At 70.6% G+C, this 24,086-nt stretch carries 19 protein-coding genes; 7 read left to right on the top strand and 12 right to left on the bottom strand.

The features are described 5' to 3' along the window. Positions 1-38: 38 nt before the first annotated feature. Positions 39-242, bottom strand: coding sequence for a CsbD family protein (locus MFF64_RS06280; RefSeq protein ID WP_099907683.1), 204 nt, complete (start codon positions 240-242; stop codon positions 39-41). 183 nt (positions 243-425) lie between these two features. Here MFF64_RS06280 and MFF64_RS06285 point away from each other — a divergent pair, with 183 nt between their 5' ends. Both MFF64_RS06285 and MFF64_RS06290 read left to right on the top strand, forming a co-directional pair. Beyond that, complete coding sequence (locus MFF64_RS06285) at positions 426-1,673, top strand: Hsp70 family protein (RefSeq protein WP_099907681.1); 1,248 nt, start codon at positions 426-428, stop codon at positions 1,671-1,673. 239 nt (positions 1,674-1,912) lie between these two features. Next, positions 1,913-3,823, top strand: a complete 1,911-nt coding sequence (locus MFF64_RS06290; protein WP_099907679.1) for a propionyl-CoA synthetase — start codon at positions 1,913-1,915, stop codon at positions 3,821-3,823. 111 nt (positions 3,824-3,934) lie between these two features. On the opposite strand, the gene MFF64_RS06295 is transcribed toward MFF64_RS06290, so the two are convergent. Continuing rightward, the gene (locus MFF64_RS06295; RefSeq protein WP_099907677.1) at positions 3,935-5,179 is read right to left on the bottom strand and encodes a sensor domain-containing phosphodiesterase; all 1,245 of its coding nucleotides are present in this window, start codon (positions 5,177-5,179) and stop codon (positions 3,935-3,937) included. 413 nt (positions 5,180-5,592) lie between these two features. Between MFF64_RS06295 and MFF64_RS06300 the strand changes: the two genes are divergently transcribed. Continuing rightward, complete coding sequence (locus MFF64_RS06300; RefSeq protein ID WP_099907675.1) at positions 5,593-5,988, top strand: hypothetical protein; 396 nt, start codon at positions 5,593-5,595, stop codon at positions 5,986-5,988. A 167-nt stretch (positions 5,989-6,155) separates the two neighbouring features. After that, the gene (locus MFF64_RS06305; protein WP_099907674.1) at positions 6,156-7,277 is read left to right on the top strand and encodes an NADH:flavin oxidoreductase/NADH oxidase; all 1,122 of its coding nucleotides are present in this window, start codon (positions 6,156-6,158) and stop codon (positions 7,275-7,277) included. Between the two features lie 39 nt (positions 7,278-7,316). Here MFF64_RS06305 and MFF64_RS06310 read toward each other — a convergent pair whose 3' ends face one another. After that, positions 7,317-9,926, bottom strand: coding sequence for a DNA translocase FtsK (locus MFF64_RS06310; RefSeq protein WP_238190089.1), 2,610 nt, complete (start codon positions 9,924-9,926; stop codon positions 7,317-7,319). Between the two features lie 206 nt (positions 9,927-10,132). Between MFF64_RS06310 and MFF64_RS06315 the strand changes: the two genes are divergently transcribed. Next, positions 10,133-10,351 carry a nucleotidyltransferase domain-containing protein gene (locus MFF64_RS06315; protein WP_273557141.1) on the top strand — a complete coding sequence of 73 codons (219 nt, stop codon included), beginning with the start codon at positions 10,133-10,135 and terminating at the stop codon, positions 10,349-10,351. Here the strand turns inward: MFF64_RS06315 and MFF64_RS06320 are convergent. The 3 genes from MFF64_RS06320 to tesB all read right to left on the bottom strand — a co-directional run bounded on the left by MFF64_RS06320 (position 10,345) and on the right by tesB (position 13,407). Continuing rightward, positions 10,345-11,847 (bottom strand): ammonium transporter, encoded by a 1,503-nt coding sequence (locus MFF64_RS06320; protein ID WP_099904341.1) that lies wholly within the window; start codon positions 11,845-11,847, stop codon positions 10,345-10,347. The genes MFF64_RS06315 and MFF64_RS06320 overlap by 7 nt on opposite strands. An 86-nt stretch (positions 11,848-11,933) precedes the next feature. Continuing rightward, complete coding sequence (locus MFF64_RS06325) at positions 11,934-12,272, bottom strand: P-II family nitrogen regulator (RefSeq protein WP_048450383.1); 339 nt, start codon at positions 12,270-12,272, stop codon at positions 11,934-11,936. Positions 12,273-12,528: 256 nt separating this feature from the next. Continuing rightward, positions 12,529-13,407, bottom strand: coding sequence for an acyl-CoA thioesterase II (tesB, locus tag MFF64_RS06330; RefSeq protein WP_238190091.1), 879 nt, complete (start codon positions 13,405-13,407; stop codon positions 12,529-12,531). 125 nt (positions 13,408-13,532) lie between these two features. Between tesB and MFF64_RS06335 the strand changes: the two genes are divergently transcribed. Continuing rightward, complete coding sequence (locus MFF64_RS06335; protein WP_099902085.1) at positions 13,533-14,801, top strand: FAD-dependent monooxygenase; 1,269 nt, start codon at positions 13,533-13,535, stop codon at positions 14,799-14,801. A gap of 293 nt (positions 14,802-15,094) precedes the next feature. Next, positions 15,095-16,042: an AEC family transporter gene (locus MFF64_RS06340; protein WP_238190093.1), complete on the top strand. Its 948-nt coding sequence runs from the start codon at positions 15,095-15,097 to the stop codon at positions 16,040-16,042. Between the two features lie 78 nt (positions 16,043-16,120). On the opposite strand, the gene MFF64_RS06345 is transcribed toward MFF64_RS06340, so the two are convergent. The 6 genes from MFF64_RS06345 to accC all read right to left on the bottom strand — a co-directional run bounded on the left by MFF64_RS06345 (position 16,121) and on the right by accC (position 23,999). Beyond that, positions 16,121-16,753 carry a response regulator gene (locus MFF64_RS06345; protein ID WP_099901465.1) on the bottom strand — a complete coding sequence of 211 codons (633 nt, stop codon included), beginning with the start codon at positions 16,751-16,753 and terminating at the stop codon, positions 16,121-16,123. Beyond that, the gene (locus MFF64_RS06350) at positions 16,750-18,189 is read right to left on the bottom strand and encodes an ATP-binding protein (protein WP_238190095.1); all 1,440 of its coding nucleotides are present in this window, start codon (positions 18,187-18,189) and stop codon (positions 16,750-16,752) included. The genes MFF64_RS06345 and MFF64_RS06350 overlap by 4 nt, the downstream gene beginning before the upstream one ends. Before the next feature lie 355 nt (positions 18,190-18,544). Next, complete coding sequence (locus MFF64_RS06355; protein WP_099908097.1) at positions 18,545-21,010, bottom strand: TonB-dependent receptor; 2,466 nt, start codon at positions 21,008-21,010, stop codon at positions 18,545-18,547. 262 nt (positions 21,011-21,272) lie between these two features. Further along, positions 21,273-21,935: a leucyl/phenylalanyl-tRNA--protein transferase gene (gene aat, locus MFF64_RS06360; protein WP_099908099.1), complete on the bottom strand. Its 663-nt coding sequence runs from the start codon at positions 21,933-21,935 to the stop codon at positions 21,273-21,275. 155 nt (positions 21,936-22,090) lie between these two features. Beyond that, complete coding sequence (locus MFF64_RS06365; protein WP_099908101.1) at positions 22,091-22,375, bottom strand: hypothetical protein; 285 nt, start codon at positions 22,373-22,375, stop codon at positions 22,091-22,093. 268 nt (positions 22,376-22,643) lie between these two features. Beyond that, complete coding sequence (gene accC / locus MFF64_RS06370) at positions 22,644-23,999, bottom strand: acetyl-CoA carboxylase biotin carboxylase subunit (RefSeq protein WP_099908103.1); 1,356 nt, start codon at positions 23,997-23,999, stop codon at positions 22,644-22,646. Positions 24,000-24,086 lie beyond the last annotated feature (87 nt).

A 24,086-nucleotide genomic window follows, 5' to 3' on the forward strand; every position in this document is an offset into this window, starting at 1 on the left:
CGCCGTGTCGGGCCGGCGAAGGCCGGCCCGCGCCGCGATCAGAGCTTGCTCTTCACCGTGTCGGCGGCGTTCTTGATGCCGTCCTTGACGTCGCCGGCGGTCTTCTGGGCCTCGCCCTTCAGTTCCTGCGCCTTGCCCTCGGCCTGCAGCTTCTCGTTGCCGGTCGCGCTGCCGATGCCCTGCTTGATGTTGCCGACCGCCTCGTTGGCGAGACCCTTGATCTTGTCGGTGGTGCTGCTCATGGGAAGCTCCTCGTCTCCTGCAGTTCAGCGACTGCTCAGGTCAGACGAACCGCCGAGACGGCCCCTTGTTCCGTTGCGACAGACGCCGAGTCCGTATCCCGATGCGGGCCGCGTGGGCTGGACCGCGGCGGAGGAACCCGCTAGGTCGCGCGCCCTCCCTTTCGGCACCGGCAGAGATTCGGCATGGCGGCCTGCGGCCTCGACTTCGGCACCTCGAACACCACCCTCGGCCTGATCGGGGCCGGCGGGCTCGCGCTGGCGCGGCTGGAAGGAGAGGCGGTCACGATCCCGAGCGCGATCTTCTTCCCGCCGGCCGGCGACGAGGCGATCGGCCGGGCCGCCATGAATGCTTACGTGGAGGGCCATCCCGGGCGGCTGATGCGCAGTCTCAAGTCGGTGCTAGGCTCCTCGCTCCTCGACGAGACCACGCCGGTCGGGCGCCGGCGCCTGTCGTTCCGGGCGGTGATCGCCCGCTACCTCGCCGCCGTGAAGGCGCGGGCGGAGCGCCAGGCCGGCGAGCCCCTTCGCCAGGTGGTGCATGGCCGCCCGGTCCACTTCGTCGACGGCGACGCCGACGGCGACCGCCGGGCCGAGGACGCGCTCGCCGGCATCGCCCGGGAGATCGGCTTCACCGAGGTGTCGTTCCAGTACGAGCCGATCGCCGCGGCGCTCGACTACGAGCGCGGGCTCGCCCGCGAGGAGGTGGCGCTGATCGCCGATATCGGCGGCGGCACCTCGGATTTCTCGGTGGTGCGCCTGAGCCCGGAGCGTCACCGGGCGGTGGAGCGCGCCGGCGACATCCTGGCCAATGACGGCGTGCGGATCGGCGGCACCGATTTTGACCGCACGCTCAGCGTCGGCGAGGTGATGCCGCTCTTGGGGCTGGGCAGCCCGATGCGCCGTCCCGGCCTCGACGTGCCCTCGGCCTACTACCACGACCTCGCCACCTGGTCGCAGATCAACCGGCTCTATGACGGCAAGACCCTGCGCGAGCTGCGCTCGCTGCGCCGCGAGGCGGCGCGTCCGGAGCTGATCGACCGCCTCGCCGCGGTGATCGAGGCCGAGCGCGGCCATACGCTCGCGATGGACGTCGAGGACGCCAAGATCGCCCTGTCCGAGGTCGAGCGGATCGCCCTTCCCCTCGGCTGGGTCGAACCGGGCCTGGTGGCGGAGATCGACCGTCCCGACCTCGCCCGGCACTCGGCCGATCTCGCCCGGCGCATCGGCGCCTGCATCAGTCGCTGCCTGCGCGACGCCGCGGTGGCGCCGTCGGCCATCGACGCCCTGTTCCTCACCGGCGGCTCGACCCGCCTCGCCCCGGTCCGTGCCGCCATCCTGGCGGCGGCGCCGGAGGCCCGGGTGGTCGAGGGCGACACCTTCGGCTCGGTCGGCCTCGGGCTCACGGTGGAGGCGGCGCGGCGCTACGGCTGAGTGCCGCGCCGCCGACAGAGGAGACCCGCTCGTCGAGACCTCCCCACCCACCGCTCCGGCGTCGCCGGCGCTCGGAATGACGGGATCGATCCGCTAAGGGGCGGCCCGGTGCACATCGGCGGTGACCGGCCGAGCACGCGTCGGCTCGGCGCGCGAAGCGGCGCCATCTTGCCCGCCGCCGCCTTGTCCTGGACAATCCGGCCAACCGCCGTCCATCGGCGGATCAGGAGAGGGACGCCATGCCGGGACCGAGCCGCTACCGGGACACCTACGCCGCCTGGCAGCGCGACCCGGAGGCCTTCTGGGCGCAGGCCGCCGAAGCGATCGACTGGGTGACGCCCGCCTCCCGGGTCTTCGCCCCCGAGGAGGGTGCCTACGGCCGCTGGTTCGTCGGCGCCGAGGTCAATGCCTGCCACAACGCCGTCGACCGCCACGTCGCGGCCGGACGGGGCGACCAGGCGGCGATCCTGTACGATTCCCCCGTCACCGGCGCGAAGCGCCGGATCACCTATGCCGAGTTGAAGGACGAGGTCGCGTCGCTCGCCGCCGTGCTGCAGGATCTCGGCGTCGGGCGCGGCGACCGGGTGGTGCTCTACATGCCGATGGTGCCCGAGGCGCTGTTCGGCATGCTGGCCTGCGCCCGCATCGGCGCGGTGCACTCGGTGGTGTTCGGGGGCTTCGCCGCCCGGGAACTCGCCGCCCGCATCGAGGACGCCGCCCCGAAGGTGGTGCTCGCCGCCTCCTGCGGCATCGAGCCGGCGCGGGTCGTCGCCTACAAGCCGCTCCTCGACGAGGCCTGCCGCCTCTCCGCCCACGAGCCGGAGGCCTGCCTGATCCTGCAGCGGCCGCAGGGACCCGCCGCCATGGTGGAAGGGCGCGACCGCGACTGGGCCGAGGCCGTGGCGGCCGCGAAGGCGGCGGGCCGCAAAGCGCCTTGCGTGCCCGTCGCCGCCACGGATCCGCTCTACGTGCTCTACACCTCGGGCACCACCGGCAAGCCGAAGGGCGTGGTGCGCGACACCGGCGGCTACCTCGTGGCGCTCGCCTGGTCGATGCCGAACCTCTACGGCGTCGCCCCCGGCGAGACCTACTGGTGCGCCTCCGACGTCGGCTGGGTGGTGGGCCATTCCTACATCGTCTACGGGCCGCTCCTGCACGGCTGCACCACGGTGCTCTACGAGGGCAAGCCGGTCGGCACGCCGGATGCCGGCGCGTTCTGGCGCGTGATCGCCGAGACCGGGGCCGTCGCCCTGTTCACTGCCCCGACGGCGCTCCGGGCAGTGAAGAAGGAGGATCCGGAGGCGCAGGCGATGCGGGGCCACGACCTCTCGCGGTTCCGCACCCTCTTCCTCGCCGGCGAGCGGGCCGATCCCGACACCGTCGCGTGGGCCGAGCGGGCCCTGAGCGTGCCGGTGATCGACCATTGGTGGCAGACGGAGACCGGCTGGCCGATCGCCGCCAACCCGGTCGGGCTCGGGGCGCTTCCGGTCAAGCACGGCAGCCCGACGGTGCCGATGCCGGGCTGGGACGTGCAGGTGCTCGACGAATCCGGCAAGCCGCTCCCCCCCGACACGATGGGGACGATCGCCATCAGGCTGCCGCTGCCCCCCGGCGCCCTGCCGACGCTCTGGCAGCAGGACGAGCGCTTCCGCGAGAGCTACCTCACAGCCTATCCGGGCTACTACAACACCTCGGATGCCGGCTTCCTCGACCCCGACGGCTACGTCTCGGTGATGGGCCGCACCGACGACATCATCAACGTCGCCGGGCACCGCCTCTCGACCGGCGGGATGGAGGAGGTGCTGGCCTCCCACCCCGCCGTGGCGGAATGCGCGGTGATCGGCATCCGGGACGCACTCAAGGGCGAGGCGCCCTGCGGCTTCGTGGTGCTGAAGGCCGGCGTGGCGCAGGCCCCGGACGCGATCGAGCGCGAATTGGTGGCTTTGGTGCGCGAGCGCATCGGCCCGGTCGCGGCCTTCCGCCTCGCGCTGACGGTCGGGCGCCTGCCGAAGACCCGCTCAGGGAAAATCCTGCGCGGCACGATGAAGAGGATCGCCGACGGCGAGACATGGACGATGCCGCCGACCATCGAGGACCCGGCGGTGCTCGACGAGATCGGCGGGGCGCTGCGGGAGCGGGGGCTGGGATAGGCCCGAGCATTTTCCGACGAAGTGGATACCGGGTCGTCGCAGAAAATGCCGTAAATCAAAGGCTTAGAGCAGCGACCGATCGCGTCGCGATCTCTCGCTGCTCTGAGCCGGTCACCCTGCCGGGGATCGCCGCGCCCACGCCCCGGAGCCGGAGAGCGGCAGGGCCGCCGCGGCGTCGAGCGTCATCGGCCGACCGGTCAGGAAGCCCTGCACCCGCGTCACCCCGATGTTTTGGAGCACCGCGTACTCGGCCTCGGTCTCCACGCCCTCGGCGACGATCTCGCAGCCGATGTGCCGGCCGTATCCCGTCAGTGCCTCGGTCAGCGCCCGGCGGCCGGAATGCGCATCGATGTTCCGGATCAGGCTCATGTCGAGCTTGATGAATTCGGGGTTGAGATCGAGGACGTGCCGGAGCGTCGCGTGGCCGGCCCCGACATCGTCGATGGCGAGGCCCATGCCCCGGCGCCGATACGGGTCCAGCGCGTCGCGCAACGCCTCGTAGGAGGCGACCGCCGCGTGCTCGGTCAGCTCGATCACCACTCGGTCAAGGGGCGCATCCGCCATCGCCTCGGCGAGACGCCGCGAGGCGAGGGAGGCCGGCGACAGGTTGAGCGACAGCTTGACCCCGGGCGCCAGAGCCGGGAAGGCGCGCAGGGCCTTGCGCACGGCGAGGAATTCGAGCTCTTCGCCCAGGCCCACCTCGGCGGCGTCCGCGAACCAGGCATCGGGACCCTTGTCCGGAAGCGGCGCGAAGCGCGCCAGGGCCTCGAAGGCGACCAGGCGGCCGTCGGCCGTGCGGTAGATCGGCTGAAACACCATCTCGGCGGCCTCGGCCGCGATCGTCTCGGCGATGCGCCGGTGCTTCCCTTCCCGCTCGCGCGCCGCGTCGTGGTCTTTCCACAGGATGGATTCCACGAGGTTCGCGCAGAGGCGCAAGGTATCGAGGTCGCGGGTCGTGAGGCTCCGGTCCGGCGTGAAGCTGAAGCAGCACAATGTTCCGTAGAGCTCGCCGTCCGCGTGGCGCAACGGGACGCTCAGATGCGCCCCGACCGGCAGGTCGCGGGTGACCGGCAGCCGCGCTGCCACAGGATCCTCGGCCGCATCCTGCATCAGGCTGGGCATCAGGCCCTTGGCGATATAGTAGCAGAAGCTCTCCTCGAGCGGGGCATGGGTCCCGACGGCGACCGGGTTGTGCGTCGTTCCGGCATCCGAGAAGCGGAACACCCGATCGCCCGCGACGAATTCCGAGATGAAGCCGACATCCATGGCCAAGTGGCGGCGGACGGCTCGAAGCACCGACAGGATCTGGTCGCTGGCGCTGCCAGAATGGTCACCGAAGACTGATCTCAGAGACATCGTTCGATTCGGCGGAATGAAGGAGACTGTACCGTATTATCAACCAATAGTTGTATACGGGCCGGCTTTCAAAAACAAGACGACTTGAAGTTTATTCAATACATAATTGGAATTTAGTCACATTTGCTATCCATTTAAGTCTCTCGTTGCCACAACGGACTCCGGAGTGGCGTCTTGCAAGTGCGGTCAAGAAATACAACGGGATGACGATGCTGCTTGGGAAAGGCGGACGCAGTGGCTTGATACAACCACATGTTCTGTCGGCAAGGATCGGGTGCGGCATACCCAAGGTCAAAACAGGCATCTCGATATGCTCGGATTTCCACGTCGATACAAGCACTTGAAAAAATTCCATAGAATTGGCATGGTGGCAAGACGAAGCGGTCACAGTCGATCTGACTAGAGAAGTCGCCATGCTCGGTTCGGATACGCACGGCATTCAGCGCCCACCAGGCGTCGGCTCGGCCGCGATGCTGGACAGGGTGCCGCTGCCCCTCAGAGCCCTGCTCGACAGGATCGAGCATCGCATCGTCGATCTGGCGGAAGGCGCGGAGGTGCGCGAGACGATGCACGCCTTGCGCAGCGCCCTGTCCGACATCTGCGCCTTGACGGAGACCAACCCGAAGATCCTGCGCACCGTGGAGCGCCTTCTGAGCGCGGGCGAGCGATTGGCTCAGGTCGAGGCCCGGCCGCTCCGATCACTGGCTTCGGCGCGCGGTGCGGCGACGCGGGCATTCAAGGCCTTGACGGCGGCCCTGGTCGATACGCGCCCGAGCCGGATCGCCGTGAGCCTCGGTCGTGGCTGGTAGCCGCGATCCTCCGGCCCGCCATCCGCGCAGCGGCTCTCTCGCGTGCGCCGGCGCACGCCGCCTCGCTCACCGCGCGCAGGCGCCCTGCATCGGCCGCGCTGGCCGGATCCGCGCCCCCACGCCACATTGCCGGCACCCTGGCAGCCACACCGCACCGGAGTACCCGCATGAGCAGCCCCCTCCTGTTCCAGCCCTTGCGCCTCGACGGCCTCGCGTTGGAGAACCGCATCATCGTCGCGCCGATGTGCCAGTACTCGGCCCGCGACGGCGAGGCGACCGACTGGCACATGATGCATCTCGGCCAGCTCGCGATGTCGGGTGCCGGGCTCCTGACGCTGGAGGCCACCGCCGTGTCGCCGGAGGCGCGGATCACCTATGGCGATCTCGGCCTGTGGGACGACGGGACCGAGCGGGCCCTGGCGAAGGTCCTGGATGCGGTGCGGGACTACGCCCCGGTGCCGGTCTGCATCCAGATCGCCCATGCCGGCCGCAAGGCCTCGAGCGAGCCGCCGTGGCGCGGCGGCCACCAGGTGGCGCCGGATTCGCCCCGCGGCTGGCTCACCGAGGCGCCCTCGGGCCTGGCCCATGCCGAGGGCGAGGTGGCGCCGCGCGCCCTCGACCGCGAGGACATGAAGCGCATCCGCCAAAACTTCGCCGACACCGCCCGGCGGGCTCTCCGCCTCGGCATCGAGGCGGCGGAGATCCACGCCGCGCACGGCTACCTTCTGCACCAGTTCCTGTCGCCGCTCGCCAACCAGCGCAGCGACGCCTATGGCGGCAGCCTCGAGAACCGGATGCGCTTCCCCCTCGAAGTGTTCGAGGCGGTGCGGGAGGTGTTTCCCAGTGGCAGCCCGGTCTGGGCCCGGGTCTCGGCGACGGACTGGGTCGAGCAGGGCTGGGAGGTCGAGCAGACCATCGCCTTCGCGGAAGCCCTGAAGGCGCGGGGGGCCGCCGCCATCCACGTCTCGACCGGCGGCGTCTCGCCCCGGCAGAAGATCGCGATCGGGCCCGGCTACCAGGTGCCCTTCGCCGAGCGGGTGCGGGCGGCGACCGACCTCGTCACCATCGCGGTCGGCCTCATCACCGAGCCGCGCCAGGCCGAATCGATCCTGGTCGAGGGCAAGGCGGACGCGGTCTCGCTCGCCCGCGCGATGCTCTACGATCCCCGCTGGCCCTGGCACGCCGCCGCGGAACTGGGAGCCCGGGTCCGGGCGCCCAAGCAGTACTGGCGCTCGCAGCCGCACCACCTCAAGGACTTGTTCAAGGAGTCCAGCTTCGGCCAGCGCTGACGCCTGGGCCGAGGGGGCGGGCGAGGGGGCGGGACGGCGTCAGCCGTCCTGCCCGTCCTCGAGCAGGATCTCGCGCTTGCCGGCATGGTTGGCCGGGCCGACGATGCCCTCGCGCTCCATCCGCTCCATCAGCGAGGCCGCCCGGTTGTAGCCGATCTGCAGCCGGCGCTGGATGTAGCTCGTCGAGGCCTTCTTGTCCCGCAGCACCACCGCCACCGCCTGGTCGTAGAGGTCGGCCGACGGGTCGCCGAAGCCGCCCTGGTCCATGACCGGGGTGTCTGCCTCCTCCTCGCCCTCCTCCGCGGTGACGGCGTCGAGGTAGGAGGGACGGCCCTGGCGCTTGAGATGGGCCACCACCTGCTCGACCTCGTCGTCCGAGCAGAACGGGCCGTGCACCCGCGTCGTGCGCCCGCCGCCGGCCATGAACAGCATGTCGCCCTGGCCCAGCAGCTGCTCGGCGCCCATCTCGCCCAGGATCGTCCGCGAGTCGATCTTCGACGTCACCTGGAACGAGATCCGGGTCGGGAAGTTCGCCTTGATCGTCCCGGTGATCACGTCCACCGACGGGCGCTGCGTCGCCATGATGAGATGAAGACCGGCGGCGCGCGCCATCTGCGCCAAGCGCTGGATCGCCCCCTCGATGTCCTTGCCCGCCACCATCATCAGGTCGGCCATCTCGTCGACCACGATCACGATGTAGGGCAGGGGCGCGAGGTCCATGACCTCGTCCTCGTAGACCGCCTCGCCGGTCTCGCGGTCGAAGCCGGTCTGGACCGTGCGGGTGATGACCTCGCCCCGCGCCCGCGCCTCCGCCACCCGGGCGTTGAACCCGTCGATGTTGCGGACGCCGAGCTTCGACATCTTCTTGTAGCGCTCCTCCATCTCGCGCACCGCCCATTTGAGGGCGACGACCGCCTTCTTGGGATCAGTGACGACCGGCGAGAGCAGGTGCGGGATGCCGTCGTAGACCGACAGCTCCAGCATCTTGGGATCGACCATGATCAGGCGGCACTCCTCCGGTGTCATCCGGTAGAGGAGCGACAGGATCATGGTGTTGATGGCGACCGACTTGCCCGAGCCGGTGGTGCCGGCCACCAGCAGGTGGGGCATGCGGGCGAGATCGGCGATGATCGCTTCGCCGCCGATGTTCTTGCCGAGGCAGAGCGCGAGCTTCTGCTTGGTCTCGGCGAAGGCCGGAGAGGCCAGGAGCTCGCGCAGATAGACCGTCTCGCGCTTGGCGTTCGGCAATTCGATGCCGATGGCGTTGCGGCCCTGGACGACGGCGACGCGGGCGGAGATGGCGGACATCGAGCGGGCGATGTCGTCGGCGAGCGAGATGACGCGGCTCGACTTGGTGCCGGGGGCCGGCTCCAGCTCGTAGAGCGTCACGACCGGACCCGGGCGGACCGCCAGGATCTCGCCGCGCACGCCGAAATCTTCGAGCGTCGATTCGAGCAGGGTGGCGTTCTGCTCCAGCGCGTCGGTCGAGACCGCGGCGCTCGGCGCCGGATGGCGCGGCTCGGCGAGCAGCGTCAGCGCGGGCATCTCGTAGGAATCCGGCGAGGCCGGCGCGGGAGCAGGCGCGCGGCGGGTCTGGATCGGCGGAGGAGGGGGGGCGACGCGGCCGCGCGGGGCCTCCGCCGCCTCGTCGTCCTCGTCGCCCGGGTCGTCGACCATCGCCGGCTCGGCCCGGCGCGGGGCCGCCTCGACCCGGCGCGGCGGGGCTTCCGCGAAAACCGGCTCGCGGCGGCCGGATCTGGCTGGGCGCTCGATCGGGGCCTCGGGCTCGTCCCAAGCCTCGGCCTCGCCGGGTTCGGCAAAGGCGCGGCGCGCGGCGAGCGCCGGCGAGTTGCCCGCATAGGGGTCGGCGGCGCCGTGTCGCCAGGAGCCGTCGCGGATCGCATCGATCTTCTGCGCCACGGCGCTCCTGGCGCTGATCGCCAGATGGGCGAGCGCCCCGAGGGAGGCGAGACCAAGTCCCGGCGATTCGTCGTCATGGGCTGGGCCCGCGCCGCGGCGGGGCTGCCGCTCGTCGTAGCGGCTCACCACGGGGGCGTAGGACTCGGCCTCGTCGTCGCCCTCCTCGTCCTCGATCAGCCCGAAGCCGCAGGCGCCGGTCAGGCTGACCACCGCGACCGCCGCGTAGAGGAAGCCCGCGAAGGCTCCGGCCGGACCGGCGATCGCCTTGGCGGCGCCGAGCAGGGCGTCGCCGGCGACGCCGCCGAGGCCGGTCGGCAGCGGCCAGCGCGCGGTCGGCGGCAGGGCGCTCGCCATGCCGCTCGCCGCGCCGAAGCCGATGATCCAGAGCACCAGCCGCAATTGCAGCCGCGCCAGCCGGTGGGTGCGCAGGAGCCGCATGCCCCATACCGCCGGCGGCAGCGCGAAGGCCAGCGCGCCGAGGCCCAGGAGCTGCATGCCGAGATCCGACACCACCGCGCCGCCGAAGCCGAGGAGGTTGCGGGCCGTCCGCGAAGTGGCGTGGTTGAGGCTCGGGTCGTCGATCGACCAGGTCGCCAGGGCCACCGTGAAGCACGCCGCCCCGACGAGCAGGGCGAGGCCGGTGACTTCTGTCGCCCGCCGCGTCAGGAACGCGCGGAACGTGTCGATGAGGCCATCGTAGGGCGAGGCCGAGCGACGAAGCGAACGCATGCGGGACTGGACCGGGTACGCGGAACTGGAGGGTGAGCATGGGGCGAGGCGGTTAATGGTGATTTAAGGCTAACTGCGTCTTGCGGCAGTGCGGGACAGCGGCGCGAAGGCGCTGGATCTGCTAGGGTTTCCAGTGGCGTGCGGGTACGGCCCGCCTGCTGCGGCGAGGCATCGATGCTCCCTCCCGTCTTGCCGGGCGCTATCCGGTGAAGGAGACCGTGCTGTTCGGCAGCCGCGCCCGCGGGACGCACGGCGCCGACAGCGACGCCGACTTGGCGGTGATCTTGAGCGGTCCGGCCGGCCAGCGCTGCGATCCCGGAGGAGTGCGGCCGAAATACGAAGGGCCCCGGTGCAACCGCACCGGGGCCCTTCCGCATTCTCCAACGAGCCGGGGCGCTGCCGCCCCGGCCCTCGCATCTCAGTAGTTGTAAGCCCGCTCGCCGTGATCGGCGAGGTCGAGGCCCTCGCGCTCCTCGTCCTGGGTCACGCGCAGGCCGACCACCACGTCGACGATCTTGTAGAGGATCGCCGAGCCGATGCCCGACCACAGGATGGTGAAGCCGACCGCCTTGGCCTGGGCCAGGAAGGCCGGGCCGAACTCGTAGGCCGCCGCCACCAGCTCGCCGGGCTTCGCCGCGTAGTCGGGGGCACCGACGCCGCCCAGCGCCGGGTTGACCAGGATGCCGGTGGCGAGCGCCCCGATGATGCCGCCGACGCAGTGCACGCCGAAGACGTCGAGGGAGTCGTCGTAGCCGAGCGCGTTCTTGACGGTCGAGCACATCACGAAGCAGACGGCGCCGGCGACGAGGCCGAGCACGATCGAGCCCATCGGGCCGGCGAAGCCGCAGGCCGGGGTGACGGCGACGAGGCCGGCGACCGCGCCCGAGAGCATGCCGAGCAGCGAGGGCTTGCCCTTGGCGGCCCACTCGACGAGGAGCCAGGACAGGCCGGCCGCCGCGGTGGCCACGAAGGTGTTCAGCATGGCGAGCGCCGCCGAGCCGTTGGCCTCGAGGTTGGAGCCGGCGTTGAAGCCGAACCAGCCGACCCAGAGCAGCGAGGCGCCGATCATCGTCATGGTGAGCGAGTGCGGGGCGAGCAGGTCGCGGCCGTAGCCGATGCGCTTGCCGATCATCAGGCAGCCGACGATGCCGGCGATGCCCGCGTTGATGTGCACCACGGTGCCGCCGGCGAAGTCGAGGGCGCCCCACTTGAACAGCAGGCCGGCATCGGCGTTGACGGCGTCGAGCGCGTCCTGGGCCGCCTTCTTCGAGGCCTCGTCGGTGGCCGCGGCCAGCGCCTTGGCGGCGTTGCCGACCGCGTCCGGGCCGCCCCAGTACCAGACCATGTGCGCCATCGGGAAGTAGATGAAGATCAGCCACAGCGTGCAGAACAGCAGCAGGGCCGAGAACTTCATGCGCTCCGCGAAGGCGCCGACGATCAGTGCCGGGGTGATCATCGCGAACGTCATCTGGAAGCAGATATAGACGTATTCGGGGATGACGACGCCGTTCGAGAAGGTCGCCGCGACCGAGTTGGCGTCGACGCCGCGCAGGAACGCCTTCGAGAAGCCGCCGACGAAGTCGTTGAGGCCACCGCCATTGGTGAAGGCGAGGCTGTAGCCGAAGAACACCCAGATGATGCAGGCGAGGCTGACGATGGCGAAGACCTGGGTCAGCAGCGACAGCATGTTCTTGGTGCGCACCAGGCCGCCGTAGAACAGCGCAAGCCCGGGGATCGACATCATCAGCACCAGCGCGGACGAGATCAGCATCCAGGCGGTGTCGCCCTTGTTGGGCACCGGCGCCGCCGCGGCGGCCGGCGCCGCCTCGACGGTCGGCGTCTGCGCCAGGGACGGCTCCACCAGGACCAGCGCCAGCGCGGCGCCTCCCAGGCCGAGAGCCAGGACGTTGCGAAGCTTCATGGAAGAGGAACTCCCGATGGATTCAAGGCAATGACGTGAAGGAAGGGCGGCGGGGCGCCGAAAAAGGCCCCGCGCGGGCGGCGCCGTCAGAGGGCGTCGACGTCGGTCTCGCCGGTGCGGATGCGCACGGCCTTCTCGAGCGGCATCACGAAGATCTTGCCGTCGCCGATCTGTCCGGTGCGGGCCGCGGCCGCGATGGTGTCGACGACGTTCGAGACGAGGTCGACCGCCACCGCCACCTCGATCTTGAGCTTGGGCAGGAAGCTGACGGCGTACTCGGCCCCGCGATAGATCTCGGTATGCCCCTTCTGCCGGCCGTAGCCCTTCACTTCGGTCACGGTCAGGCCGTGCACGCCGATGCTGGTGAGGGCGTCGCGGACCTCTTCCAGCTTGAACGGCTTGATGATGGCCATGACGATCTTCATGGGACGAGCCCCCTTTCGATTTTGGCGTCTTGCGCCCGGGCGGGCCGGGGCGAGGCGTGATCCGGCGCTTGAAAGCGAACCCGTCGGGTCCCGGCGCCGGTCTCGAAAGGCATCAATCAAGGAACGTGCCACGGAGCGGCACCGGACCTACGGACAAGCTGCCCGGTTCCTGGGCCGATTGCGGATAATGAAGCCGCTCACGGCGGCAGTGTCGATGAAAAAACCGCCAACTGCCTAAACACAGGGCAGGGGCGACTCAGGCCTCCGGCTCGGGGGCGACACGCTTCTCGCGGATCATGCCCTCCTGCGCGACCGAGGCCACGAGGGTGCCGTCGCGGGTGAAGATCAGCCCGCGGGAGAAGCCGCAGCCGCCCGACGCGCTCGGGCTGTCCTGGGCGTAGAGCAGCCACTCGTCGGCCCGGAACGGCCGGTGGAACCACAGGGCGTGGTCGAGGCTCGCCGGCTGGATCCCGCTCTCGAACACCGTGCGGCCATGGGGGATGAGCGAGGTGTCGAGCAGCGTCATGTCGGAGGCGTAGGCGAGCACCGCCTGGTGGATCGCCGGATCGTCCGGCAGCGGCGAGGTCGCGCGGATCCAGACGTGGAAGCGCGGCGGCCCTGGCTTTCGCCCGGCATAGCGCTCGATCTCGACCGGGCGCAGCTCGATCGGCCGCTCGCGCTCGAAATAGATCCGGACCGGATCGGGCATGCGCGGCATCACCGAGGCCTTGAGCGCCGCTTCGCCGGGCAGGTCCTCCGGCATCGGCACCGCCGGCATCTCGGCCTGGTGGTCGAAGCCCGGCTCCTCGACGTGGTAGGAGGCGGACATCGAGAAGATCGGCCGGCCGTGCTGGATCGCCACCACGCGGCGGGTGGTGAAGCTGCGGCCGTCGCGGATGCGGTCGACCTCGTAGACGATCGGCACCTTCGGGTCGCCGCCGAGCAGGAAATAGGCGTGGAGCGAGTGCGGCCGGCGCTCGGGCGGCACGGTCCGGGTCGCCGCGACCAGGGCTTGGCCGATCACCTGGCCGCCGAAGACCCGCTGCCAGCGATCCCGCGGCGAGCGGCCCCGGAAGAGGTTCTGCTCCAGCGTTTCCAGGTCGAGGATGTCGAGGAGGTCGGCGACCGCGCGCAAAGGATGGCTTCCGGATGGTGGAGGAGCGCGTAGCTGACGCAGGCCGATGCGCGCCGTCAAGCGACGCGAGACCTGCCGCCATGCTATGAGCCTTGCCGACCAGACGAGCAGCGGGCGATCGCGATATGGCGCAGGGTGTGGGCGTGAGCGGGCGGCGGGGGGCGGCGCGGGAGATCGTCGTCGCGGGCGGCGGGCTGCCGGGACTGGCCCTCGCCCTCGCCCTGCGGCAGGCGCTGGGGGAGGGCGTGCGGGTTACGGTCTGCGACCCGGCCTTCGGCCGCGCGGACGCCCCGCGGGACCTGCGCGCCTACGCGGTCGCGGCCGCCGCCCGGCGGATGCTGGAGCGCCTCGGCGTGTGGGACGCGGTCGCCTCGAGCGCCCAGCCGATCCGCGAGATGGTGATCACCGACAGCCGCCTCGCCGACCCGGTGCGGCCGACCTTCCTGACCTTCGAGGGCGAGGTCTCGGAGGGCGAGCCCTTCGCCCACATGATCGAGGGCGGCGGGCTTCTCGCCGCCCTGCGGGAGGCCGCAGCGGCGGCGGGGGTGGTGCTGGAGGCAAGCTCCGTCCTCGCCGCCGTGCCGGAGACCGGCGGGATCACAGCCCGCCTGCCGGACGGGCGGCAGATCCGGGCCGACCTCGTCGTGGCGGCGGACGGCGCCCGCTCGCGCCTGCGCGAGGCCGCCGGCATCGGCTGGGTCGGCTGGTCCTATCCGCAATCGGGCATCGTCGCCACGGTGGCGCATGAGCGCGACCACGAGGGGCGGGCGATCGAGCATTTCCTGCCCTCCGGCCCCTTCGCGGTGCTGCCGCTGCCCCCCGGCGGGCCCCTCGGCCACCGCTCCTCGATCGTCTGGACCGAGCGGCAATCCGAGGTGCCGGCGCTCCTCGGCGGCGGGCCCGAGGAGGCCCTGATGGAGGTCGAGCGCCGCTTCGGCTTAGGCCTCGGGCCCATCGCCCTCGAATCGCCGCTCAAGGCCTATCCGCTCTCCTTCGGCATCGCCCGGCGCTTCGGCGCGAAGCGCCTGATGCTGCTGGGTGACGCCGCCCACGTCATCCACCCGATCGCGGGTCAGGGCCTCAACCTGGGCTTGCGCAGTGCCGCCGCCCTGGCGGAGGCGCTCGCCGACACGATGCGCCTCGGCCTCGACCCGGGCGGGCCGGAGGCGCTGGAGACCTACGAGCGCAGCCGGCGCTTCGACACGCTCGCGATGGGCGCCGCCACCGACGGCCTCAACCGCTTGTTCTCCAACGACGCCCTCCCGGTCCGCCTCGCCCGCGACCTCGGCCTCGGCCTCGTCGACCGGTTGCCGGGTTTGAAGCGCCTGTTCATCCGCGAGGCGGCGGGCTTGCGCGGGCGGCAGCCGCGATTGATGCGCGGGGAGGCGTTGTAGGGGGGCGAGACCGTCCGTCTCGTGTGAAACCGCGCCGTGCCGCCGACGCCTCTCCGTGATCCCGGGTTCCGCGCCGCGGCTCCGGATGACGGCGGCGCGGAGGAAGGCGGCCAGCGGAGGCGGGCGAGGCACCGGTCGACCTTCCGTCGGGCTGGCCGCGCCCCTGCCGGCTGAAGGCGGTCGTCCCCGACGCCCTGTGGACAATACGGGCCTGCGCCGGCCTCGTCGTCTCCCATCGGTTCGGCGACGGAATTTCCGATAAGGTCGAAGCCGGCAGGATGGGCTCCGGAAGCATGTCACACCTCGCGACGATCGCGTCGACCTTGGTCTCCGTCATCCTTCCCGTGTTCGGCCTGATCGTGATCGGCCGCCTGATCATCCGGTTCGGCGTCGTGGACAAGGGCGAGACGAACGGGCTGACGAGCCTGATATTCTGGATTCTGCTGCCGTCGCTGCTGTTCCTGTCGATCGTCGGCAACAGGACCTCGCCGCGTCTCGACGTGATCGGCATCTACTTCGCCGTGGCGCTGCCGCTCTTCGCCCTGTCGGTCCTCGGCGGGATCGCGCTCATGCGCATGACCGTCGCTCAGGCGGCGGTGTTCGGGCTGAACGCGGCGTTCGGCAACACCGTCCTTCTCGGCATTCCGATCGTCGGGGCGATCTGGGGTGCGGCGGGCCTCACCATCCTCTTGTCGATCATCGCGGCGCACTCGCTCCTCCTCTTGCCCGCGGCGACGGTCCTCGTCGAGCTGGACAGGGGCGGGCATCGGCGAGACCTCGTTCGCACGGTGCGGGACACGGTCGTCGGCAGCCTCAAGAACCCGATCATCTCTTCGATCATGGCGGCGACGGCCTGGAACTGGACCGGCATCCCCGTGCCGGAGGCGCTGCGGCGCATCCTCGAGCTTCTCGCGCAGGCCGCGCCGGCGCTGGCGCTGATCAGCCTCGGCGCCTCGCTGCCCGTGCTGCGTCGAGGCAATGTCGGCCCGCCGGTCCTCGCCGCCGTCGCCATCAAGCTGGCGGTCATGCCGCTCTGCATGGGCTTGGCCGTGGCGGCGGCCTCCATCCCGCAGCCGGCCTCGATCATCATGATCGTCACGGCAGCGATGCCGACGGGCGCGAACGCGTTCCTCCTCGCGCATCGCTCGGGCGCGATGATGGAGGTCTCGGCGGCGACGGTCGTCGTGGCGACGGTCGTCTCGGTGGCGACGCTCACGGCCATCATCTCGGCGGCCATCTGACCGTTCGACCCACCGGGTCGTGCCCGCCTCTGCCGATCGGCTCGGCGATCGGACCGAGCGGGCCCCAGCCCCGAGGCGTCAGCCCAGATCCGCCACGTGCCTGATCGCGAAGTGCGTCAGCTCCGTCAGCGTCGCCAGCCCGAGGCGCTGACGCAGGGCCGCGCAGGAATTGGTCACGGTCTTGTAGCTGACCGACAGATCCCCGGCGATCGCCGCGTAGCCCCGCCCTTCCGCCAGCAGCGCCAGGATGCGGCGCTCGCGCGGGCTCAAGGATCCGAGCAGGGAGCGGCGCGGGTCGGCCTGGAGCAGGGCGACCTCGGTGGCCAGCCGCCCATCGAGATAGGGCCGCCCGGTCCGGACCTGCTCGTAGGCCCGCACGAGGTCGCCGGCGGGGGCGTCCTTGAGCACGTAGCCGACGGCGCCAGCCGCGAGCGCCCGGGCGACGATCGCCGGGTCGGCGTGCATGCTGAACACCATCACGCGGGTGGCGGGCGCCCGCTTGCGCACCCGTCCGATGAGCGCGAGGCCGGCGAGTTCGCGGCCCGGAAAGGCGAGGTCGATCACCGCCACCTCGGGCCGGTGGCGCAGGATGGCGCGGTAGCCCTCCGGGAGGCAGGCGGCCCCCCGCACCTCGGCCCCCGCATCCTCGAGCAGGCGCCGGGCGCCCTGGAGCACGATCGGGTGATCGTCGACGACGACGACGCGGGTCACGGAGCCTCCTCCTCGAGCGTCCCGGCCGGGAGCGTGATCCTCAGCCCGGTTCCGGGCTCGCGCGGCACCAGCGCGAGCCGGCCGCCCAACGCCTCGACCCGCTCGCGCATCCCGGGGAGTCCGCGTCCTTCGCCCCGTTCCTCGTCCCGACCCTCGGCGAGGCCGCTCCCGTCGTCGTCGACGGTGAGCCGCAGGCTGCCGTCCTCGTCGGCGACCTCCACCGTCACCCGCGATGCCCCGGCATGGCGGAGCGCGTTGGTCAGGCCCTCCTGCACGCAGCGATAGATCGTCAGGTCGACGAGGTCGCCGTAGCCGGGCCGGAGCGGCGCGAAATGGCCCTCGACCGCGATCTCAGGGTGGTGCCGCGCTACCTCGCGCACCAGGAGTTCGAGGCACCGGCTCAACGGCACCTGCCCGAGGCCGGCCGGGCGCAGGCGGTTGAGCAAGGCCCGGTTGATGGTCTGCACCCGCGTGACGATCGCCGCGATGTCGTCGGTGCGCTGGATCAGGCGGGCGCGGGCCGGCTCGTCGAGGGTCCCGGCGATGCGGGCGATCGAGGAGGAATTGGCTTCGAGCGCGAACAGGCACGGGCCGAACTCGTCGTGGAGCTCGAGCGCGGTGCGCCGGCGCTCGTCCTCCTCGGCGGTCAGGACGCGGCGGTGGAGCCGGAGGTTGGCGGCCCGCGCCGCCCCCAGCGCCTCGGCGAGCCGGTTGAAGCGGGTCGCGATCACCGCGAGCTCGCGGGTGTCGGGCCGATCGACGCGGGCGTCGTAATCCTGCTGCTCCAGCCGGGTCAGCCCGGCGGCGAGCTGGGCGAGCGGGCTCAGGATCCGCCCGAAGGCGACATACAGGATCACCAGCATGGCGAGGCTCAGGGACAGGCCGGTGAGGCCGAGCGCCAGGGCGTAGCCCCAGACCTCGTCGATCTCGTCCGAGGGCTCGGCGGTGACGAGCGCGGTGCCGATCCGGGCGCCGCGCAGCAGCAGCGGCACCTCGTGGCGTTGCGCCGGCGGAGCGATCAGGCGGGCGAACCAGCGCGGCGCCCGCCGCGTGCCCTCCCGCGGCGTTCCTGCCTCGGTCGGCCGGTCGGCGGCGTCGAGCAGCGTCACCCGGACGTGGCGCAGGCCCTGGAAGCGGAAGGACAGGGTGCGGAACAGGCCCGGGAGTGGAGCGTCTTGCAGCGCCTGCAGGGTCTCGGCCACCAGTGGCTCGACCACTGCCAGCGAGGCCGCGGTCTCCACCTCGGTGGCGGTGCGCGCCTTGTGGATGATGACCGCGCCCGAGATCGCCGCCGCCACCAGGTTGATGAGGACGACGACCACCATCAGCCGCGCCCGCATCGGGCGGCCGGACCAGAGGGTGGGCAGGAGCCGCCGCGAGGCGGCGTCTTCCGTGGCGGGCCGCCGCGAGGCAGCGGGGGGCGGAGTTGGACGCAACGGGCTCTCGGGGGAGCGGGGGGAAGCTGCGACAGGCAAGGCTGCCCAGAGACAGGAAGGGGCGCGGGCTCCCCCCTCTCCCGTGTGGGAGAGGGGCCGGGGGTGAGGGTGCTACGGTCCTGAGTCAGGCTCTGACCGTTCCGCTGCCAGCACCGAGGGCGTCGCCTCATCCTGAAGCGTCACACCCTCACCCCTACCCCTCTCCGACACCTTGCAGCGATACCGGGCAAGCCTGGCATCGCCTGGAGAGGGGATCCCGCGCCCTTCCGGTCCCGAAGGTGTCCCTGGACGGCCGTCGCGCGACACGAACCTGCTGGCGGGCCCAGTGTCAATGCGGATGCGTGGACGGTCCGCCTTACCAGGTCATCCGGACGCCGCCATAGACCGAGAGCGGCTGCACCAGGGTGGTGGTGCGGGGGTCATTCAGCACGTAGCGGCCGGCGAAGTTGTCGTCGCGCTCCAGGAATGTGCCGAAATTAGCGTAGCGGTTGTTGAACAGGTTCGTCACCAACCCGAAGATCTGCACGTTCGGCGTCAGCTGGAAGCTGGTATTGAGGTTGGCGGTGAAGTAGGCCGGCAGCTTGCGGTTGATGTTCGACTCGTCGCCGCGGAAGTAGGACGACGAGAAGGCCTGCATGTTCATGCCGAAGCGCCAGAACGGCGTGATCGCGTAGTCGAAGCCGGCCTTGACCTGGTGGTCGGGCACCAGCGGCACCTTGTTGCCCGGACGCACGGTGATGAGGCCGTCATCGGCGAGCGGGTTGTTGGGCGAGGAGAGATCGCCGCGGAACTGGAAGGTGGCGTCGATCAGGGCGTAGTTGGCGTAGAGGCTCAGGCGCCCGGTGACGTACTCGGCCGCGACCTCGATGCCCTGGCGCTGCGTCGCCGGCACGTTGACGAAGTAGCCGCGCGCCGCGTTGCCCGGCACCGCCACCTGGAGGATATCGTTGGTGAGGTCGGTGCGGAAGGCGCCGAGCTTGTAGTTGAGGAGGCCGCCCTCGTAGAAATTCGGCACCGCACCACGGATGCCGACCTCGTAGGTGCGGGCCTCGACCTGCTTGAGCGGCGGATCGGCGACGAGGGAGTTCGGCAGCAGGCAGGGCCGGTCCGGGTTGGCGCAGGCCAGTTCGAGCGGCGTCGGTGCCCGGTTCGACTCGGAATAGCCGCCGTACAGGGTCAGCCAATCGTAGAACCGGTAGGTCAGGCCGGCGACCGGGTTGATCCGGCTGAAATAGTGCGTGCCGGTGACGTCGGGCGAGAAGCCGGTGAGATCCTGGGTGTTGATGCGGGCGAAGTTCAGCCGCGCGCCGGCGGTGAGCGAGAGCCGGTCGGTGAGGTCGAAGGTATCGAGGGCGTAGAGGCCCATATAGAGGTTCGAGCCGGTGACCTGACTCGGCGCGATGCCGAGCGCCGCCGCCGTGCGGATCGGGCCGACGCCGAGGCCCGGGATGGTGCCGTAGGTCGGGTTGTTCGGGTCCGTCGTGACGCTCAGGTCCGGGTTGATGACGCCGAGCGTGCTCGCCGACTTGAAGCCGTAGTTCGCCACGTCGATGCTGCCGCCGACGATGAAGGTGTTCGGGCGGTCGAAGATCCGGTCGCGGTTGGTGGCCTGGAGCGTGCCGCCATAGCCGGTCGCCTCGGTCCGGACGGTGTCGACGGTGCCGTAAGGCACGCCGGCCTGGAACGGGATGCGCTGGTTCTGCGGCCCGAGGATCAGGAACTGGTTGCGGAACTGCGCCTGGGTCTGGCCGGGTGCTGCCGAGAACCCATCATCCTCGAAGCACAGGAAGCCGCGAAAGTTCGAGCGCGTGCTGCAATTCTCGAAATTCCCGTCGTTGCCGTCGATCACGAACTGGCTGAAGCGACGCACATAGGCGTTGCCCGACAGGTCCCAGGTCGGCGACACGTTGACCTTGCCGGTGACCTGGATCTGGCCGACCGCGGTGTCGATCGATTGCGGATAGGTGAAGATCGCCCGCTGGTTGTCGCGGGTGAAGTCGACCGGCGAGGCGGCGGCGGCGCCGAAATAGGTCTTGGCGCCCGAGGCGATGATGTGGAATTCGGAATCGAGGGTGCGGTGGCCGATATCGGCGTAGACCCGGCCGATCTCCGAGGGCGACTGGTAGCGCCAGCCGGCATCGCGCAGGCCCTCGCCGGCGAAGTAGAAGCTCCAGGGGCCGATCACCTCGCCATATTGCAGGGTGCCGAGGATGCGGCCGTCCGAGCCGCCCATCACCGAGACTTCCTTCCCCTGCCAGGTGAAGCCGTTCTTCATCTCGATGTTGACGGCGCCGCCCAGCGCGTTGAGGCCGAAGATCGGGTTGCCGGTGACGATGTCGATGCGGTTGATCGCGACCTGGGGAATCAGGTCCCAGTTCACCACGTCGCCGAAGGCCTCGTTGATGCGGGTGCCGTTCTGGTAGACGGCGAGGCCCTGCGGCGCGCCGAGCAGCGGCGAGGCATCGAAGCCGCGATAGGTCAGGGTCTGGCGGAAGCTGTTGCCCTGGCCGTCGGACAGGTTCACGCCCGGGGTGGTGCGGGCCAGCGTGAAGGTCGGGTCGAGGGTGGCGCGGTCCTGCTCGAACTTCCGGGCCGTCACGGTCTCGACGGTGAAGGGCACCTTGGCGAGGGGCAGGGCGCTGCCGCTGTCGATCCGCTCGCCAGTTGCCGTGCTGCGCGTGCCGGCCGCGCCGCCGACCGGCGTCACCGGCACCACGTCGATCGTCTCGAGGGCGATGGTGCCCTGCGCCGCCGCCGGCGCGATCACCGCGGCCGAGACGAGAGCGGTCGTGACCAGAAGTCCCCAGCGCGACGCCATCATGCCCGACACACTCCCCCACCCGTCTCTTCTTCGTGGCGCCGTGCGGCGCCTTCCCGGGAAGGAGAGATAGCGAGCTTCGCCGTTCTGCCGCAATCCCGCCGGACGGGGCATTGCCCGATCCGGTAGTTCTGAGGCAGACTTGCTGGCGGAACGCTGCCCGTAGTGACCTGGCGGCAACAATGCGAGGCGGTTGGGGAGACTTCGGGCGGGAACATCCGGCAATCGGATTTTCTTGATGTTCCCGGCCGATCGACTGTGCGGATCAGGGCTGGCCGAGGGTCGCCACCGCCTCTGCCCCGGTGAGCGGCGCGCTGTCCCACTGCGCCGGCCGGTCGATCGCGGCGCGCAGCAGCGCCTTGTAGACGTGGCGCGGCACCTCCTCGGCGCCGAACTGGGCGAGGTGGCTGGTGACGAACTGGGCGTCGAGCAGGGTGTAGCCGCCGCGCTTCAGCCGGGCGGCGAGGTGCACGAGCGCCACCTTCGAGGCGTCCCGGGCGATGTGGAACATGCTCTCGCCGAAGAACGCCGCGCCGAGGGAGACGCCGTAGAGCCCGCCCACCAGGATGCGGGGCTCGCCGGCATAGACCTCGACGGTGTGGCAATGGCCGAGATCGAACAATTCGCCGTAGAGCGCGCGGATGCGGGCATTGATCCAGGTGCGGTCGCTGTCCCGCCGGGGCGCGGCGCAGCCCTCGATCACCGCGTCGAAGTCGCGGTCGGTCACCACCTCGAAGCCGCCGTTGCGCACCGTGCGGGCGAGGCGGTGGCCGAGATGGAAGCGGTCGAGGGGCAGGATGCCCCGCTCCTTCGGCTCGACCCAGTACAGGGTCGGGTCGTCCGCATCCTCCGCCATCGGGAAGATGCCGGCCGCGTAGGCCTTGAGCAGGATCTCGGCGGTGATCTCGACGTTCAGGCTGCCGTGCATCGACAGGGGTTCCGGGCGCAGCGCGCAGGGAGGGCATTCTCCCCCGCGCCCGAGCTTTGGCAAAGATAGGGCGCGGCCACTCCGCTCGACGGGAACCGGCCCGCGGCGCTGGGCCGCGGGCCGTCCGGGTCCTGGCGAGCCGGTGCCGGGCCGCCTCAGTTCGACGGGCCGCCCGAGGTGTTGCCGAGGTTCGGGTTCATCCGGCTCGGCATCGCGGCATTGCCGCCCTTGGCCGAGCTGAGATCGGTCTCGACGGTGCTCTGGCCGACGCCGCCGACGCGAGCCGGGATGCCAGGGTTCCCCACGGTGCCGGTGGTGAGCGGATCGATCACCGGGGCCGCCGGGTTCGGCGGCAGCGGGGCCTGAGAGGCGGGGGCTTGAGCGAGGGCTGGGGTTGCCAGCAGGGCGGCCACGGCGGCGAGCTTGATCACGCGCATCATCAGTTCTCTCGGCTTGGATTTGTGCTGTAACAGCCTCGACTGAACCTGTTCACTGCCTGGTGCAGAGATGACCTGGTTCGTTCTGGCCGTTGCTGGCGAGAGAACTGACGAAGCGTCACACCGTTCCGCTTCGTCCGCAAAAATCTCGTGCACCACCGATTGCTGCGATGCCGCACCCGGACAGGCGCATCCGGATAGGCGAAGGGGCGCCGCGAGGCGCCCCTTCCCGACGATCGCACCGCGTGCGGGGCCCTCGGCCGGCCTCGCCTCAGCCGATCTCGAGCCCGCCGGTCTTGAGGAATTCCTCGAGCCAGTGGATGTCGTAGAGGCCGTTCTGGATGTCGGCGTTGCGCACCAGGGTGCGGAACAGCGGCAGGGTCGTGTCGACGCCCGCGACCACGAACTCGTCCAGCGCCCGGCGCAGCCGCATCAGGCACTCGTTGCGGGTGCGGCCGTGGACGATGAGCTTGCCCATCAGCGAATCGTAATGCGGCGGGATGCGGTAGCCCTGGAAGGCCGCCGAATCGACCCGCACGCCGAGGCCCCCCGGCGGGTGGAAGTAGGTGATCGTACCGGGCGAGGGCCGGAAGGTGGCCGGGTGCTCGGCGTTGATCCGGCACTCGATGGCGTGGCCCTCGACCCGCACGTCCTCCTGGCGCACCGACAGGGGCGCGCCCGCGGCCACCCGGATCTGCTCGTTGACGAGGTCGATCCCGGTGATCATCTCGGTGACAGGGTGCTCCACCTGGATTCGAGTGTTCATCTCGATGAAGTAGAACTGTCCGTCCTCGTAGAGGAACTCGATCGTGCCGGCGCCGAGATAGCCCAGTTCCTGCATCGCCTGGGCGACCGTGCCGCCGATCTGCTCGCGCATCTCGGCGTTCAGCGCCGGGGAGGGGCCTTCCTCCCAGACCTTCTGGTGGCGGCGCTGGAGCGAGCAGTCGCGCTCGGCGAGGTGGATGGCGTTGCCGCGGCCGTCGCCGAGCACCTGCACCTCGATGTGCCGCGGCTTCTCGAGGTACTTCTCGATGTAGACCGCGTCGTCGCCGAAGGCGGCCTTGGCCTCGGTGCGGGCGGTCATCAGCGCGGATTCGAGGTCGGCCTCGCTGCGGGCGACCTTCATGCCGCGGCCGCCGCCGCCGGAGGCGGCCTTGATCAGCACCGGGTAGCCGATCTCGGCAGCGATGCGCTTGGCCTCGTCGGCGTCGGTGACGCCGCCCTCGGAGCCGGGCACACAGGGGATGCCGAGGCGCTTGGCCGTGCGCTTGGCCTCGATCTTGTCGCCCATCACGCGGATGTGCTCGGCCTTCGGGCCGATGAAGCCGATACCGTGGTGGTTGAGCACCTCGGCGAAGCGGGCATTCTCAGACAGGAAGCCGTAGCCCGGATGCACCGCGTCGGCCCCGGTGATCTCGCAGGCGGCGATGATCGACGGGATGTTGAGGTAGCTGTCGCGGGCTGGCGGCGGACCGATGCAGACGCTCTCGTCGGCGAGCCGCACGTGCATGGCGTCGGCATCGGCGGTGGAGTGCACCGCCACCGTCGCGATGCCGAGCTCCTTGGCGGCCCGCAGGATCCGGAGCGCGATCTCGCCCCGGTTCGCGATCAGGATCTTGTCGAACATGGGGGCCCGAGCAGGTTTCGCAAAAGTGGCCGCCGGTTTTGCGATAAAAACCTGCGGCATAACAAGAAACGAAGCGGAAGAAGCGTT

The organism is Methylobacterium frigidaeris, from assembly GCF_022179185.1.
GTDB lineage: Bacteria > Pseudomonadota > Alphaproteobacteria > Rhizobiales > Beijerinckiaceae > Methylobacterium > Methylobacterium frigidaeris.